Origin of the sequence: Pedobacter foliorum, from assembly GCF_013266735.1 — a bacterium.
Taxonomy (GTDB): Bacteria; Bacteroidota; Bacteroidia; order Sphingobacteriales; family Sphingobacteriaceae; genus Pedobacter; species Pedobacter foliorum.
Genome location: NZ_JABSNU010000001.1, coordinates 355,045 through 370,690, shown reverse-complemented (window position 1 = coordinate 370,690; position 15,646 = coordinate 355,045). Strand labels below are relative to the sequence as shown.

Annotated in this window: 13 protein-coding genes; 5 read left to right on the top strand and 8 right to left on the bottom strand. The window is 39.2% G+C overall.

The window, feature by feature from the left end:
• Both HQN83_RS01615 and HQN83_RS01610 read right to left on the bottom strand, forming a co-directional pair.
• A complete protein-coding gene (locus HQN83_RS01615; RefSeq protein ID WP_173087935.1) occupies positions 1 to 780 on the bottom strand; it encodes a LytR/AlgR family response regulator transcription factor in 780 nt (259 codons plus the stop codon).
• Positions 758 to 1,804: a sensor histidine kinase gene (locus HQN83_RS01610; RefSeq protein WP_173087933.1), complete on the bottom strand. Its 1,047-nt coding sequence runs from the start codon at positions 1,802 to 1,804 to the stop codon at positions 758 to 760. The genes HQN83_RS01615 and HQN83_RS01610 overlap by 23 nt, the downstream gene beginning before the upstream one ends.
• Before the next feature lie 307 nt (positions 1,805 to 2,111).
• On the opposite strand from HQN83_RS01610, the gene HQN83_RS01605 reads away from it, so the two are divergent.
• Together HQN83_RS01605 and HQN83_RS01600 are read left to right on the top strand one after the other, a co-directional pair.
• Positions 2,112 to 2,282: a hypothetical protein gene (locus HQN83_RS01605; RefSeq protein WP_173087931.1), complete on the top strand. Its 171-nt coding sequence runs from the start codon at positions 2,112 to 2,114 to the stop codon at positions 2,280 to 2,282.
• Between the two features lie 29 nt (positions 2,283 to 2,311).
• A complete protein-coding gene (locus HQN83_RS01600; protein WP_246254165.1) occupies positions 2,312 to 2,848 on the top strand; it encodes a hypothetical protein in 537 nt (178 codons plus the stop codon).
• Between the two features lie 87 nt (positions 2,849 to 2,935).
• Here HQN83_RS01600 and HQN83_RS01595 read toward each other — a convergent pair whose 3' ends face one another.
• The 4 genes from HQN83_RS01595 to HQN83_RS01580 form a co-directional block, all read right to left on the bottom strand.
• On the bottom strand, positions 2,936 to 6,421 hold the full coding sequence (locus HQN83_RS01595) for a glycosyl hydrolase (RefSeq protein ID WP_173087929.1): 3,486 nt from the start codon (positions 6,419 to 6,421) through the stop codon (positions 2,936 to 2,938).
• A 296-nt stretch (positions 6,422 to 6,717) separates the two neighbouring features.
• Positions 6,718 to 7,011: a hypothetical protein gene (locus tag HQN83_RS01590; RefSeq protein WP_217277286.1), complete on the bottom strand. Its 294-nt coding sequence runs from the start codon at positions 7,009 to 7,011 to the stop codon at positions 6,718 to 6,720.
• A gap of 97 nt (positions 7,012 to 7,108) precedes the next feature.
• Positions 7,109 to 7,285 carry a hypothetical protein gene (locus HQN83_RS01585; RefSeq protein WP_173087927.1) on the bottom strand — a complete coding sequence of 59 codons (177 nt, stop codon included), beginning with the start codon at positions 7,283 to 7,285 and terminating at the stop codon, positions 7,109 to 7,111.
• Between the two features lie 259 nt (positions 7,286 to 7,544).
• On the bottom strand, positions 7,545 to 8,798 hold the full coding sequence (locus tag HQN83_RS01580; RefSeq protein ID WP_173087925.1) for an aminotransferase class V-fold PLP-dependent enzyme: 1,254 nt from the start codon (positions 8,796 to 8,798) through the stop codon (positions 7,545 to 7,547).
• A gap of 126 nt (positions 8,799 to 8,924) precedes the next feature.
• On the opposite strand from HQN83_RS01580, the gene HQN83_RS01575 reads away from it, so the two are divergent.
• Complete coding sequence (locus tag HQN83_RS01575; RefSeq protein ID WP_246254163.1) at positions 8,925 to 9,380, top strand: Lrp/AsnC family transcriptional regulator; 456 nt, start codon at positions 8,925 to 8,927, stop codon at positions 9,378 to 9,380.
• 1,108 nt (positions 9,381 to 10,488) lie between these two features.
• On the opposite strand, the gene HQN83_RS01570 is transcribed toward HQN83_RS01575, so the two are convergent.
• Together HQN83_RS01570 and mnmE are read right to left on the bottom strand one after the other, a co-directional pair.
• Positions 10,489 to 10,863 (bottom strand): helix-turn-helix domain-containing protein, encoded by a 375-nt coding sequence (locus HQN83_RS01570; RefSeq protein ID WP_173087922.1) that lies wholly within the window; start codon positions 10,861 to 10,863, stop codon positions 10,489 to 10,491.
• A gap of 320 nt (positions 10,864 to 11,183) precedes the next feature.
• Positions 11,184 to 12,554, bottom strand: coding sequence for a tRNA uridine-5-carboxymethylaminomethyl(34) synthesis GTPase MnmE (gene mnmE / locus HQN83_RS01565; protein ID WP_173087920.1), 1,371 nt, complete (start codon positions 12,552 to 12,554; stop codon positions 11,184 to 11,186).
• Between the two features lie 84 nt (positions 12,555 to 12,638).
• Between mnmE and HQN83_RS01560 the strand changes: the two genes are divergently transcribed.
• Both HQN83_RS01560 and HQN83_RS01555 read left to right on the top strand, forming a co-directional pair.
• Positions 12,639 to 13,781 (top strand): AI-2E family transporter, encoded by a 1,143-nt coding sequence (locus HQN83_RS01560; RefSeq protein ID WP_394353484.1) that lies wholly within the window; start codon positions 12,639 to 12,641, stop codon positions 13,779 to 13,781.
• A gap of 41 nt (positions 13,782 to 13,822) precedes the next feature.
• Positions 13,823 to 15,595: a CotH kinase family protein gene (locus HQN83_RS01555; RefSeq protein WP_173087918.1), complete on the top strand. Its 1,773-nt coding sequence runs from the start codon at positions 13,823 to 13,825 to the stop codon at positions 15,593 to 15,595.
• Positions 15,596 to 15,646 lie beyond the last annotated feature (51 nt).

The window sequence follows — 15,646 nt, the reverse complement described above, 5'->3', positions numbered from 1 at the left end:
TTACATATTAATGTCTGGAGGTCGTTCTGGTTCCTCCCTATCTTTGTTCGTAATTACTTTACCCTTCATCTGAGACATAAAAACCTCACGATAGGTCTGGCCAATGGGGATCTGCAGAGGTGCGGATTGGAGCTGTACCAGATTACCATGGATCATCACAATAAAGGGAAGGGCGATGATAAATGATTTATGGATACGCATAAAACGTTCGCCTGAGAGCTTCTCCTCAATGCTGCCCAATGTGAGTTGCGAAGTAATCGGCTCACCTTCTCGGGTATTAAAAGTGATGTATTTTCCTTTTGCCTCAATATAAAGGATATCTTCCAGTTTGATTTTAACCAGTTTCCCCTTATACCCGGTCTGTACAAGTATAAACTCTTCCGTATTATCCTTTGTAGCGCTGTGAAGCTCCATTGCTCTCTGCGCAGCGATCAGAAACCGGGGGAAAAAGATCGGCTTCAAAAGGTAATCCACAACCTGGTGCTCAAAACCTTCAATCGCATATTCCCTGAATGCGGTGGTCAGAATCACCCTGTACCGACCGCCAAGCACCTGCAGAAACTCTATCCCTGTCATTTCGGGCATCTGAATATCCAAAAACACAAGATCTACCGATTCCGAATTCAACAGTTGCAACGCATCCCTGGTACAGCTTGCACTACCCACCAGTTTCAAAAACGGGGTCTGCGTAACATGAAGAGTCAATAGCTCAATGGCATGCGCCTCATCATCTATAATAATACAATTCATCATTGGACTAAAGGTTAATGGTGATTTCATTCATATAAAAATTTTCGTCCTCTTTCACATTGAACACATGTTTGATACCATACATGAGCTCCAGACGCTGCTGTACATTACTCAGACCTATCCCTTTTGACGGCTCCTTTGGTCCTTTCTTCTTTTTATTGCTGACCCGAAAATATATTCTGCTCCTGGTTGCCTGGAGCTCGATCGTCATCTGGTTTTTAGCATCATTCATATCCCCATGTTTAAAGGCATTCTCAACCAGGGTTACCAGTGAAAGTATAGGCACCCGAGCTATGTTATCTTCTATATGCTCTACGTAACAGATGTTTAACTGGTGGCTGAAACGAATCTGATTCATTTCAATTACCCTTTTCACCTGTTCAGCCTCAAGGGAAAGTGGTACCGTTCCAAGATCATCCCATTCGTCTAGCGCATAACTCATAATCTCCGAAAGCAGGTACACTGCCTTAGCAGCTTCCGGACTTGTGAGAACTGTTTTTGTATAAATAAAACTTAAAGAGTTGAAAAGAAAATGTGGATTGATCTGGTATTTTATTGCAGCAAGCTCGGCCTTAAGCTTTTGCTTTTCCAGGCCTTCCTTACGTTTTTGCATTTCATTAGCATTGATCAGAGTTGCGGAGAAGATGGAAATAAGCAGCATTGCAATATCAAGGCAGATTGCAGAAATAATAAAGGTACGTACCGTCAGGTTGCTGCCTGCCCGTGGTTCAGCCCCGATAATGTGGAAAGTATACAGATATTCATAACCCGTGAGCACCGCAAACAATAATATACATTTCAACAACGGTTTTTTCCAGCCCCCCTTTTCAACCATCGGCTTAACCAGGTGATAAATAAGGATATAGTAAACCAAAGTATCTTTAATAACAGAATGCACGAAGTTGATGTATAGTTTACTGCCCGTACCAAGCTGCGATAATGTTGTCTGTAATCCTTGAAGGGCAACTAAGGACAGGAATGCGATCACGCACCAGACTGTATAGATCACCAATATTGTGAGTATCTGCTTCCAGTGTTTTCTTAGTTGTCCCATATATCCTACTTATTTATTAAAACTTTCTTTCTTCAATTATCCTTATGCTGCAATATTAGCGTATATAGTTGTGCTGATAAAATTTTATGCACCAACAGTACGATTCGCCCCACAAACAATTTGTTTTGCGCTGAAAAATCTCCACCCGCCCCGGTCTGGCCCCCTAACCAAACTCCTCATCCAGCAATTTCAACATCCTAACCAGCAACACCCGAACCCGCATAGCCGTGCTCTGCACCACCTGCTTATACTTCGTCGTAAGGCTATTCGGTGAAATGACCCCGTCTCCTATTCCCGAGGTAATGATATGAAAATGGGATTTGGTGTGCCTGTTTCTAACTTAAACATGATGGCACTGGCACAGTTTAGTAATATCTTTAGTCAGCAGAAACCAAACTATACCCTAATTGAGGCGCTAGGTGGTGATTATATGTACGTAGACAATATGGATCCGGAGCCAACAGATCTGAACGACTAGCACAACTTTCCAAACGCGTTGCTTCTAGTATGCGCCAGCACCGTGTAAAAGTTTTGGGACTGATGGCTAAAGATGTTAAATCAGCAGATGCTTTGGCCGGCTATAAGGCTTTTGTGGATGCGAACGATCAGTTAGAAGGAATTGTTGTTATGCAATATTCGCCCTATGCCGGTGGCAATGGTGAAACCTACTGGGTAACCAACAAGCAAGGATATGACATTCCTGTTATTACTGTAAAGTATTCTCTTTGGAATTTTGGTTCACAAAATCATCAATTTGAAGGCACTCCTGCTTATGTAGCCAGTAAATTAAAAACAGATGATAAATCTCCGTTTTCTGTAATTGCGGTTCATGCCTGGAGTACGTTTAAAGATTTAGGATCGACAAGTGATTTAACAGCAGAAAATGCAAGCGGCGGAAATATGAAAGGTGTAGGTGCAGCTAAGTTATTGACCAATCATTTATCCAATGACTTTGAAATTGTCAATGTACAGGAATTGATATGGAGAGTAAGAAATCAATACAAGCCTGATCAGACCAGTAAGTATCTGAAAGCATATTATTAACATCAGCTAAAACTATCATCAACTTACTGCGCTATAAAAATGAACTTAGTAAGTTGATGGTAGTTAGATTTACATTAATCCAAATCCTTATAACTTTTTATGTTGATAGGTTCGTAATATTACCGGCCCTAACAAGCCGGATGGTTGCAACTGCGAGTTTTCATCCCAATGCTTCCAAGTAGTAAATGTAATTCGCTTTGAGTTACGGCTTGAAGTCTCCTTTAGCCAGTTTGGCCATGCATCTGGAATACCGTACTTGCCTTTTACATCTTCTGGATAATGCGCATCTCCTATCAAACGATTTGGCCATAAGTTGGTAATACGGATCTCGAGATCATTTTTGCCTATGCTGGCTACGCTGCTAATGTCAACCCTAAATGGAGCTTTCCAAAGAATACCTAAATTCTTTCCATTCACAATAACTTCTGCAATAACACCTACGCTTCCGAGGTCCAATTCCAGCGAATTGCCTGCTCTGATTACATCATGAGTTAATGAAAACTGCTTTTTATAAATTGCTGTTCCGGAAAAGTAACGTACACCTTCGTTGGTAGATAGAGGCCAGGAGATCAGTTTTTCAAACGTAGCTTTTGGAGGTGCTCCTAGATTTTTAGGAAAACTCACCTCCCAGGGGCCAAACAACTCAATTGGCTTGGGCACTTTACTGACTTCAACTATTTTAGCTGAACCAGTACCAATGGTATAACTTATTTTCCCGGAATATGGGGTAATCCATGTGGGTACTCCATTTTCGTAAGCAAATCTAGGTTTAGGAATATCCTGCTCAAGGTGAACTATATTTCCACCTTGAACTGAAACATGGCGTGTTTCTCCAGCAGCCGAATAAACCAAGCGAAGTTCTCTTTTGACATTATTCATTGCTGAAGTTATTCCAAGTATACTATCAGTGACTGTGAACATAGGCACATTTGAGCTAACCAGACCATTCACTTTCGCTGTAACATCATATATCGAATAGTTTGTAGGTATCCCTTTTAATTCTTTTGAAAACTTCCCGTACACTGCTCTGATTAATCGAAATTGTTCATTGTTTACCTTAATATCTTGTTTTTCATTTTCTACCAAACGCAATTGCTTTGGTTTGCCTCCTAATTCATATTCCACGCGCAACTCTTTTACTGAGCCGGGTGCCGGGTCAGCAGATGAAAGACCATTATCAGCAGAAAATTGAACGCCATTCTTAACAATCCGCTCAGCCAATGCCGTTGTAACATCAACAATCCCTTCAGGCAAGAAAGTGCCATACTCAGCTTTTATTATCTGAAGATCGAGAAGGTGCTTTAGTTGCTGATGCTCCATCACAGTCTTTTCACTGGTAATATGATTTGAAGGTACAGACTTGGTGTTACGGAAAACTACAAAAACAGCTCCATTGGAATTGAAAGAGATTGGGATACTGGTTGTATTACCTGGACCTTTCTTCCAAACTAAAATATCTTCAACTTCTCCTGTTTCGGGGTTCCATAACTGTGGTTTTTTACCCGTAACCCTAAACTCACATATTTCATTACGGCTTTCGATTTGCGGACTGGAAACAAAATAGATATCATCACCACCACTGATCCTGTGTATAAAATTGAGGTCTGCACCAGTTTGTCCGCCTGAAAAATCAGGAGCCAGATCCAGCTTCTTAAAAAGATCAGTTACTGAAGTATTAACTGAAATTTTGTTGTGCCATATTTCATCTGCAAGCCTGGTAACTTTTTCGTCGCAAGCCGGGTATCCATTAAGACTTGGAGATTTAGTAGGCTTGGTGCCTTTAACAATAGCACCAGCAAGAACAAGCTCTTTAATTTTAGTTAACAGTTCAGGGGTAGCCCAGGGTGTTTCAGGGAGGATCAACATGCGGTATGATAAGCCATTACGGGCATAAATCTTACCGTTTTTTGCAGTCAGGTAAGCCAATTGATCTGGTCCGATCTGATCATAATCGTACCCCAGCGCTTTAATGTCAGATCGTAAAACAGCATCATTCGGAGAAGATTCTCCCGTAAAAACCAAAACATCTGCCGAACTTTTCCCTTGTTGAAGTAAGAACTGCGAACGTGCCAGATAATTCATGTAGGCATAGCTCTGTTCCCACCAGGTATTTAAACGGCTCATTTCGACACCATACATGTGAAATGTTACTCCCGGACCAATATTCCACGGCTGATGCGCATAAGTATGAAATATAAGGCGGTTTATACCTTCAGACCATACGTAGTCACCTCTTTTTTTCAGGGTTGCCGGATGGTTAAGCCATCCTCCAAAGCTGGTAAAAGACTCGGCCCCAACAATAGAATTACCTTTCAGGTGGGAGATAGACGCTGCTAATTTTGTAGACTCTAGATAAACGTTATTGCCGAGCCAAAATTCACCCATAATGATATCACCAGATGCTCCTGCTTTAAAGGAATCAAATGGACCGCCATAGGGCTCAACAGAGAATTTCATCCCTTTTTCATGACATAATTCACTAAAATATCCATAGTAATTTTCAGCGATCAGATCTCCAATTGTTTTACGGAAGTCCCATAGAAATCGTTCAGTGACCTCACCACTTTCTACATAATAGCCAGCTAATGTTGGCAAAAAAGGCATGCAGTCATAGTTGCGTCTTTTCTTAAAATCCTCCCGAAAACCTGGTGTCCAGTTATTACATCCTACCTCATAGCTATCTATTAAGCAATTAGTAAGTGAAGATCCAACAAGTGGGCCCAACTTATCCAATATCGGCTTTATTCCACCTGCCCAATAGGCATCAACTGCCGAACGGCTCATCTTATTAACTTCAAGCCCCTTTCCTCCTAAACCGGTGGGACGGTTCTCTGTACCATTTGCAGTATGACCAAATCTTAAAATTGTCCAATCTCCTGTAGGCGCATTCCAGCTCAATGTACCATCAGTTGACATTTTTGACGTCAGGTCAATTATTTTTGATTTGTCGATTACTGAAGACTGCACTATAATTTTATCGCTGGGATCCATATGGGTTTTGAAAGAATCCCCTGTAAGCGCTTTTAGCGCTAACTCATCGATTCGCTCTTTACCTTTTGGTGTTGGAAAGGCAATTACAGCTATGTCTTGATAATAATTAAGTTTTGTTATGGGTTGCGGTAGTTTTTGATGGACTGTGCTGCCTCCTGTAAGTTGAGTTTGACTGAAAACAACTGTTTGCATAGCATTTTCAGGCGTTACCCAGGGACCACCACTAGATGACCAGCCGGCGCCGTTATTGAAGCCAAGTTCAAGTCCTAAGCGTTTGGCTTCGTAAGCTGCAAACTGGAAAAGCTCGAGCCATTTTGGGTTTAAGAATGTTGCCGGCCCTTCAGGATATCCCTGATCAACATTAAATACCTGTGCTTCCTGTATGCCTACTCGTTTCATTGCTTCAAGATCAGCGGTAATACCTTCTTTTGATACATTGCCGTTTATCCAATGCCACCAGGTACGTGCCTTTGCTGAAGCCGGAGGTTTTTTGAAGCCAGATAATAAAGCATTTTGAGCTGTTGCAGTATGTTTAATAAGGCATACTGCTAACAGAATTATTAGAAAAAGTGATCGGTTCATTACATTTGATTAGTTCCCGCCAAGATAATGACAATGTCAGAATCAACTATCCTTGGCTATCCTGTTTCCTAGTTGATACGCAGTTAAACAACATAAGTTTTAAGTGTACACAAATTTCTTTGAAAGCATTTAACTAGCTAAGCCGCATGGTTATTTAATTTCATTAAGTTGTTTGTTAATATGTTATCTATTCTCACTAACTATTTACAGAAAGTACATTTTTATGGGAAAAATGAAAAATTTTCTATTTCTACTCTTGGCACCTATATCCAAGCAACTTTAAAAAACATAATGGATTAATCAATAAACAGTTCGTAAGATGGAAGTGCCCTTACCCTAAAACATTTAGATGCATTTTCATGCCAACATATGAGGAAGTAAAGCCTAATTGTTCGTAAAAGAAAATTGCATCTGGTCTCTGTTTGTCTGTAGTTAGTTGAACCAGATGTGCCAGACTCTTTGCTCCTATCTACTTCCCTTAGTCGCACTGCTTCTATCTGAGCCCTAATTCCACCTTGATAAGTCAGATACTGTATAAAAATTAATTGCAAATTACCAACAATTTCTCTTTCCTGATTTTCCGCAATCATTAATTCTGGATTAGGATCAAGCTTGATATTTTCAAATGCAGTATAATATGATTCTGGAAGTGGTTCTCTACACGTAAATGCCTGTTTTTTAACTTATTTATTGAATAACTAATCCGGTTTGTATACGCACTTCATCTTCATTCCCCATAAGCCCCAACCATGGGTCATCGATCAAAAATTCTTTGCTATATTCCTCAAGCAGTATTTTCTCTTCAAAAGTACACTTGCCTGTACAGAACTTCTCATATAACTCGATATATTCTTGTTTAGTCATGTTTTTTTATTAAGACTTTCTATCACAATGGGTTTACAATTGTATAGGGCTTTTTTTTACTCCACACACACTGCTTTTAGAAGTATTTTATTGATTTGACATAAACACCTAATTATCAATAAGATATTTTTTATATATTATTTATTTCTTATGAGAACCAAACTTGATTGATGAAGACCCATGGGTTGCCATCGCTGTTCTTTTAAAACGAAATTGGAAAAGGTCGTATGTTACTACCTAGTCTTATCATTCAAGTCTGTTATTTAGTTTTTATAATTTCTTTCAACGCAGCTGTAAAATATTCGATCTCGTCGAGGCTATTGTAATAGTGCGGTGATGCCCGAATTACCCACTTAACACCCTTTTCGTCAAAATCTATCAAACCGTAGGCTCTGTAGCTGGCAACCACATTTATCTTGCGTTTGGTTAATTCACTCACAATATGATTCGGATTTGCATCCGCAATATTGAAAGTTACTAATCCGCCCTGCATTGGTCCGCGATCCAAAATCTTAACATTATCTATTCCGGCTAATTCTTTTCTTAGCATGCCAGAGAGCAGTTTTACCTGCTGCCATATTTTGTCCTCCCCAATATGACGACAATATTTTATGGCCTCCATTGTACCGATAACTGTCGAATAGGCAAACTCCCAATCTTCAAATCGTTTGGCATCGGGTTGTTGTTTGTACGAGTCTAGGTTCGTCCATTCTGCGCCATGCATATCGATAAACATCGGCTCCAATCCTGCTTTAAGCGCATCATTTGATATATACAAAACACCCGTACCACGCGGACCACGTAAGAACTTCCGCCCGGTAAAACTCAAGAAATCACAGCCTAGTTTTTGGACGTCTAATTTCATCTGCCCCACTACCTGGCAGGCATCCAGAATATACCAGGTCTTATCACCTGCATTCTGCAAATAGTCCCGGTATATCTTTGCGATATCATCAACAGGCTGCATTAATCCCGAATTAGTCGGAATATATGTAATTGCCAATAACTTGGGGCGATGAAGTTTCAGCTTTTCTTGGAGATCGTTCAGATCAACCCCACCCTCCTTGGCATTGTTAATATGAATGATCTTAATGCCCAGTCTTTTTTGCAATGACAAGAACTGTATCTGGTTCGAAACGAAATCATCGTTGTCTGTCAATATTATGTCGCCAGCCTTAAATAAGATAGAAGATAATGCTCTGCTGTAGGAATCAGTAGCACTGGAGGTAAAAGCAATATTCGATGGTGTGCAATTAAGCAAGAGCGCAGCCTGCTCGTAAAAACCCCTTATAGCATCAGCCTTCAACGCCGATGCCTCATAACCTCCTTTTACTGCTTCAAGCATAATATGATCTACTTGTGCCTTTATCACAACTTCAGGCATCAGGGCTGCCCCGGCATTATTCAAATGGACCACACTGCGACAGCCTGGCGTTTCATTTCTAAAAGTTTCTATTTCTGCATGGGTAAATATGCTATTCTTTGGCAACGTAAATTGTTTCGCTAAATCCATCGTGTATATCTGTTTAAAAAGTTTACATAAAAATACCATCACCCTATCGATTAATTTTTGCGTATTTCTATACTTTAGGAATTTTTCACCTTATTTTTGTCTATAAATGGGTAAATAATGCATATTATGGATGAGTACGATTTGAAGCTACTGCGGTTGCTTCAAAAAAATAACAGGCTAACTACAGAGGAACTTAGCATCGAAGTAAACCTGAGCCAGAGTGCAGTGCAAAGGCGTATCACCAAACTAAGGAATGAAAGGATCATAGAAGCCGATGTTTCGATAATTTCGCAAAAAGCTCTGGGCCTGAGTTTCACCTGTGTGATTGATGTAATACTTTACGAAGGAAACACAAAGGCGATCGATTCATTTAAGGAAGAAATGACGAAATGTCCCGAAGTTTCATTGTGCTATTACGTCACAGGTTCCTACGATTTTGTCTTGATCGTGAACACAAAAGACATGGAGCACTTTGAAGAGTTCCAAAAGACCAAGCTGATGGACAATCCCCACCTAAAACATTTCTATACCCACGTGGTGATGGATAAGGTAAAGACAAATTATGGCCCATCGGTTTTATGAACAATTTCTTCTGTGGATGGTTGATCAAATGCCAGTGCAGGCAACTCATAGATGTTAAACTAGACAGCCTCAGCTGCATCGGTAGAAGCAAAAAGACCAAATTCCGCGAAAGTAGTGGCCACATATCGAATAATCCCCACATAATCTACCAGATGATTTTCACACCTGATTTTTAGGAGAAAAAAGCTACAAATGCGCTACAAAAGTCAGAAAAACAAAAGGATAAATCCAAAAATATGGACAAAAGAAATTCACATAACTTATTAACAATAAGAGATTTAGTTGTCGATACCTGTCGTAATCATGCAGTAGTTGTCATGGATTATTTACCAATGCACATATTGTATTTGGCTGTATGTTAATTAATTACGAATTGTAAGCAACAAAAAAGCTTCGTAAAAGAACATCGGTGGTTATCTCTCCGGTAATGTGGACAACCCTGTAAATATACTGTATTTAAGTAGATTAGCTGTGCAATGGAATGAAACAGTTTAGGAGAGTGAGCGCTGTTCATTTAAAGATCAAAAAATACTTGGAATAGCAGCGTTTTTTTAGGTGATATTTAATATGCTTGTAGTGTGGTGTTTAACTATCTCTATTTAATGTTTGTCTTTATGGATAAAACACAGTTTTATCGAGAAAAATCACATCTTGATTGTATATTTCGGGGAAAGTGGCCTCCTCATTTCGGACCAAAATGGCCGCTAGGCTGTCTACCGGGAGTGGTAGAAAATGCTCCGGGAGCATGTACAAATATAAATAATTCCTTCCAACCCTCTTTGTGCTACTGACCAAAAGTAGCATAACCTCTCTGAGATAATCTCCAATCACATCCACTAGCTACAAAAGCCTTTTTAATGATTAATCAACCAAGCGTTTTGAGCCGGCTTAAAATAAGCCCATATAAACGATCCAAATCTCTTGCACAGACTCCTATCCCAAAGTATAGCAACATATTCACCTAGAGGCCGCGAATAGCCCTCAAAAGCGTAAGATAATTTTTAGACTACAATCCAAAAAACAGCCTTCAAATAATCAAAACGGCCACTTTGGCCCGAAATAATGCGGTCAGTTTGGAATGAAATGAGGTGTCAGCTTATTTCCGAAATCAGCGGACAGTAATGCCGAAACATGCAATCTTATCAACTTCCTTTCTTTTGATAATAATCTTTCTAGCTGAAAGCCTAACTGCTTTGATTTTTCCGCTGTAAATGAGACTGTAAATTGTTCTTGTGCAGAGATTGACAAGTTTTGAAACTTCTTTAACGGTGAGAAATTCTGCTACTGGGGCCAAGCTTGTACCTGAGGTAGCTATAGTTGATTGTACCTCAACTTCAGATACTTTAATTTTTTGCTCACGAATCTTTTGTTTGCCATGCCTGCTATTACACTTAAGGCTACAATACCTGGTTACCGTCGTTTTTGCAGTAAAAGTATTCCTGCAATATTCACAAATTCTTTTGATGGATAAATTAGAACTCATTGCTATATAGTTTAAGGCCTTCTCCATCTGTTCTCCGCACATTTTGTTCACTTAATCATCGGTCGTTATCTCACCCAGTTTTAGCGCCATTTAGCGTAATTAAGATGATTTAAGTGTAATTAAGATACATTAAGCGCAATCATTTACCCTGTACATTTTTGAGGGTAAAATTCTCGTGCTTGAGATACAAATGAGATACAAAAGTGTGCAAAAAAATGCCAACTATCCAAGAAATTGGATAAGGTTAAATCATATAAGTTATTAACAATAAGTGATTTAGTTGTCGATACCTGTCGTAATTATGCAGTAGTTGTCATGGATTATTTGCCAATACAGAACTTGCTAAATATATTCTCCAACAGGTCATCAGTAGTAACCTGCCCTGTGATTTCTCCTAAATAATACAAGGCCTGCTTAATATCCATGGCTAAGAAATCCGAAGTTACCGGGTTATCCAAACCATTGGCAACGCTATTTAAAGCTGTCTGTGTCTTTTGCAACGCCTCAACGTGTCTGATGTTCGTTACCATGGTGTGATTATCAGATAGCTTATCTCCTACTGCAGTATCATAAAGTAATTGCTTCAATTCCTCGATATGCTGATTCTGCTTAGCGGAAATAGAAATAAACGAGATATCCGAAGGGAACTTAAGCTCTTTCAAGCGATCACTGTAGGAAAGATCCATTTTGTTGGCAACAGCTAAAAACGGAATACCTGGCTTGTGCAAACGAGCAATATCATCATGTATTTCAGTGGCCGACATATTAACCACGTCAAATAAATACACCAATAAAGCCGTCTGACTAATCTTCTGCATGGTTTTTTCGACACCTATTGCTTCGATGGCATCAGTAGCTTCGCGAATACCCGCCGTATCAATCAATCTAAAGTTGATGCCACCAATATTTAAAAGTTCCTCAATTGTATCACGGGTAGTTCCGGCAATTTCACTAACAATTGCCCTGTCTTCATTTAAAAGCGCATTTAGCAAAGTGGATTTCCCGGCGTTTGGTCTACCTGCAATAACGGTATTAATCCCCTGCTTAATTACATTTCCAAGCTCAAATGAGCGGATTAACTTATTAATCACAAGGGTGATTTTGGCTATTAATTCCTGTAACTGATCTCTGTTTGCAAATTCCACATCCTCTTCAGAAAAATCAAGCTCAAGCTCAATCATAGAGGCAAAGTGAATTAATTGTTCGCGCAATATGTTCAGTTCAGTACTGAAGCCACCTCTTAACTGATTCATAGCTACCTGATGAGCAGCGGCAGAGTCCGAAGAAATTAGGTCGGCAACAGCTTCAGCCTGAGATAAATCAAGTCCCCCATTTAAAAATGCCCTTAAAGTAAACTCACCGGGCTTGGCCGCACTTGCACCTTTTCTTATCAGCAAACTAATAATCTGCTGAATAATATAATTAGAGCCATGGCAAGAAATCTCGACAACATTCTCTTTAGTATACGATTTTGGAGCTACAAATAAACTCACAAGAACCTCATCTATAACAGCATTGCCATCCTTTATTAAACCAAAATGGATGGTGTGCGACTCCTGAGTCAGCAAATCCTTGCCAATAAAAACCGAGTTAGTAATAGCTATAGCATCTTTGCCTGAAAGGCGAATAACGCCAATTGCGCCCACTCCTGGTGGAGTAGATAAAGCAACTATGGTTTCGTTTGTGATCATTTGTTCTGTATGTATATAGATTTTACTAAAAGGGTATTTACTTGCAAAACTAGCCAAACATTTCATACCTTTCAGCGTTACTTAATGAAAAAAACAAATACTTTACCTATGACAGACATGCCTCTTACTGTAAAACGATCAATCGAATTATTGGGTCTGGTTCTATTAGTCACTATTTTAGTAGTTGGTAATAGCATTATCATGCCGGTTATAATGGCCTTCTTTATCAGTATTGTAGTTCTTCCAGTTTACCGTTTTTTAATCAGAAAAAAACTCCCGGAAGCAGTTGCAATCATACTTCCTATTCTATTACTGGTGATCTTAATAGGATTGCTGGTATGGTTTTTCTCTGCTCAGGTCGGCATCTTAGTATCCGATTTCCCTCAGATAAAAAACAATGTGAATATACACCTGAAAGCATTAAGTAATTGGGTAAGTAACATTAGTCATATCTCAACAAGAGAGCAACTTAAGTTTATAACTGAAAAGAGCGATGATCTAATAGGAATGGCCGGTAAAGCTGCTAGTGGTGCGGCTGTTACGCTGAGTTCTGTATTCGTTTTTGTAGGCCTACTCCCTATTTACATCTACCTGATGCTGTTCTATAAGGATATCTTGTTACGTTTCACCTTTATGTGGTTTAAACCGGAGCATCACCCAAAGGTTAAGGAAGCAATTTATGAAACAGAATCCATCATCAAAAGCTATCTGGTAGGGTTATTAATTCAGGTTAGTTATATGACCGTTTTATTGGGTGGAATCCTTTTTCTTGTCGGAATTAAGCATGCGCTATTGATTGGGGTTATTTTCGCTATTTTAAATCTTATTCCATATGTTGGCGCCTTAATTGGCAATATCATTGGTGTTCTATTAACCCTAACCTCCTCAACAGAGCTCTGGCCTGTAGTTACCGTATTGCTAGTTATTGCCGTTGTTCAGTTTCTCGACAACAACATATTGATGCCAAGAATTGTGGGCTCAAAAGTGAAGATAAATGCTTTCTTCGCTATTCTAGGCGTAATTATTGGAGGTAGTATCGCCGGAGTTTCCGGAATGTTCCTCTCCCTTCCGGTAATTGCAGTGTTAAAAGTTATTTTCGACAGAACCGTTACTTTTAAACAATGGGGTGTTTTGCTCGGAGATGAACGTCCAGAAAAAAGCCCAATGACCTTTGCCACATTCCGGAAGAAAAAAACAGCTGCAGTTAAAGCAGGAACCGAAAAATAAAGGTATAATTGTATCTAAACTAACCAGATACAACCAACCAAATGAACCACTTAACTCAAAAGATTGTATTGCTTTTTCTTGTATTAGGCGTTGCCTCCGGCTGCAAGAAAAAAGAGATCCCACTTAGTAGTGCCAAAGAAATAACAGCATTTAAAATAGAAGCTGTTAATAATCCAAACGCACTTAAGCTTGATATAGGAAGCGAAATAAGTGGCAACAGCATTGTGCTTACTGTTACAAAAGGATTAAAATTAACCGAACTTAAAGCCACATTCACTGCAACAGGAAAAAGCATTACAGTAAATGGAACAGCGCAGAAATCAACCCTTTCTGTTCTCGACTTTTCCAAACCTGTAAAATACTTAGTCACAGCTGATGACGGTAGCCAAAACACCTATACAGTTACCGTTAAGGAAGTTGATGACATTGGACTCATTATTAAGACTTTTACTTTCCAAAAAGCACTCAATTCAAACCTTACACAGGATCTTAATTTTACAATATCGAATGGTAATGCTACAGCAAAATTAAAGTCCCCATCCAGAAAACTTATTGCCACATTTACTACCGAGGCTGTTGATGTAAGCATAGATGGAGTAAAACAGGAAAGCGGTAAAACAGTTGTTGATTTTACCAATCCTGTAAAATATATCTTAACATCTAAATACGGCGCCAAAGCCGAATATACCATGACTGTAGATTGGGAGTCTTCAGTTCCACATATCTATATTGTAACCACCGATAATGCGCCAATTGTTTCAAAAGACGTTTACTTACCAGCCACAATTAAAATTGAGGGTTTAGGCGCATTCGACGATTATACCGGCACAACAAGAATAAAAGGCAGAGGAAATTCTACATGGGGATTCCCTAAAAAGCCATACCGCTTAAAACTAGATAAAAAGGCGTCTCTATTGGGTTTAGCTGAAGAAAAGGATTGGGTTTTACTCGCAAATTATTTAGACCCAACGCTCATGTTTAATGCTGTTGCCATGAAAACCGGTCAGCTGCTGGAGATGCCTTATACCAACCATATTATCCCTGTAGATGTTACTATAAACAATACCTATGTTGGAAGCTATGCATTCACTGAGCAGGTTGCCGTTGCCAAAAACCGCGTCAATATTGAAGATGGAGGAACACTATTAGAACTTGATACCTATTATGATGAGCCATGGAAATTTGAATCAGGAACGTATAAACTTCCGGTAATGATTAAGTATCCTGATTTAAACCTTGAAACTGAAGTTACGCCCATAAAAAATGAATTTCAACTCATGGAAAATGCAATCTCTTCCAATTCATTTCCAGGTAATAACTATTCAGATTATTTAGATATAAATTCCCTGGTTAACTTATTTATCGTGTGTAATTTAACAGACAACGAAGAGCTTAATCATCCAAAAAGTCTTTACATGTATAAGCCTAAAGAGGGTAAATATGCCTTTGGCCCCTTATGGGACTTCGATTGGGCTTTTGGATTCGAAGGCACCGGTACTCATTTCGAGAAATATGAAAATTCTCTTTTATGGAATTCATCATCATCACTAGGTACGCAATTTTTTAAGCGCTTGCTTACCGATCCGAAAGTTAAAACACTATTTAAGCAAAAATGGACGGCTTTTAAGGCGAATAAAATGCCGGAACTAATGATGTACCTAAATAAATACGCAAGTACAATCGAGGCTTCTCAGAAAAAGGATTTCGAGAAATGGGGAAATAGCAGTGGTGATTTTACAGCCGACTATCAGAAAATGCGAGCATGGTTAGTAAAACGTGCAGGTTATATTGATGGCCTTGTAGCTGGCTTTTAACAAAATAGGCTCAGCACTAAAACTAAAGTGCTGAGCCTATTCCTTATATTC

Excerpts from the sequence above, each read along its gene's own strand:
- HQN83_RS01595 (WP_173087929.1), bottom strand. The coding sequence starts at position 6,421 with ATGAACCGATCACTTTTTCTAATAATTCTGTTAGCAGTATGCCTTATT.
- HQN83_RS01575 (WP_246254163.1), top strand. The coding sequence starts at position 8,925 with ATGGATGAGTACGATTTGAAGCTACTGCGGTTGCTTCAAAAAAATAAC.
- HQN83_RS01605 (WP_173087931.1), top strand. The coding sequence starts at position 2,112 with ATGAAAATGGGATTTGGTGTGCCTGTTTCTAACTTAAACATGATGGCA.
- HQN83_RS01590 (WP_217277286.1), bottom strand. The coding sequence starts at position 7,011 with ATGATTGCGGAAAATCAGGAAAGAGAAATTGTTGGTAATTTGCAATTA.
- HQN83_RS01580 (WP_173087925.1), bottom strand. The coding sequence starts at position 8,798 with ATGGATTTAGCGAAACAATTTACGTTGCCAAAGAATAGCATATTTACC.
- HQN83_RS01585 (WP_173087927.1), bottom strand. The coding sequence starts at position 7,285 with ATGACTAAACAAGAATATATCGAGTTATATGAGAAGTTCTGTACAGGC.
- HQN83_RS01560 (WP_394353484.1), top strand. The coding sequence starts at position 12,639 with ATGAAAAAAACAAATACTTTACCTATGACAGACATGCCTCTTACTGTA.
- HQN83_RS01615 (WP_173087935.1), bottom strand. The coding sequence starts at position 780 with ATGAAATCACCATTAACCTTTAGTCCAATGATGAATTGTATTATTATA.
- mnmE (WP_173087920.1), bottom strand. The coding sequence starts at position 12,554 with ATGATCACAAACGAAACCATAGTTGCTTTATCTACTCCACCAGGAGTG.
- HQN83_RS01570 (WP_173087922.1), bottom strand. The coding sequence starts at position 10,863 with ATGAGTTCTAATTTATCCATCAAAAGAATTTGTGAATATTGCAGGAAT.
- HQN83_RS01610 (WP_173087933.1), bottom strand. The coding sequence starts at position 1,804 with ATGGGACAACTAAGAAAACACTGGAAGCAGATACTCACAATATTGGTG.
- HQN83_RS01600 (WP_246254165.1), top strand. The coding sequence starts at position 2,312 with ATGCGCCAGCACCGTGTAAAAGTTTTGGGACTGATGGCTAAAGATGTT.
- HQN83_RS01555 (WP_173087918.1), top strand. The coding sequence starts at position 13,823 with ATGAACCACTTAACTCAAAAGATTGTATTGCTTTTTCTTGTATTAGGC.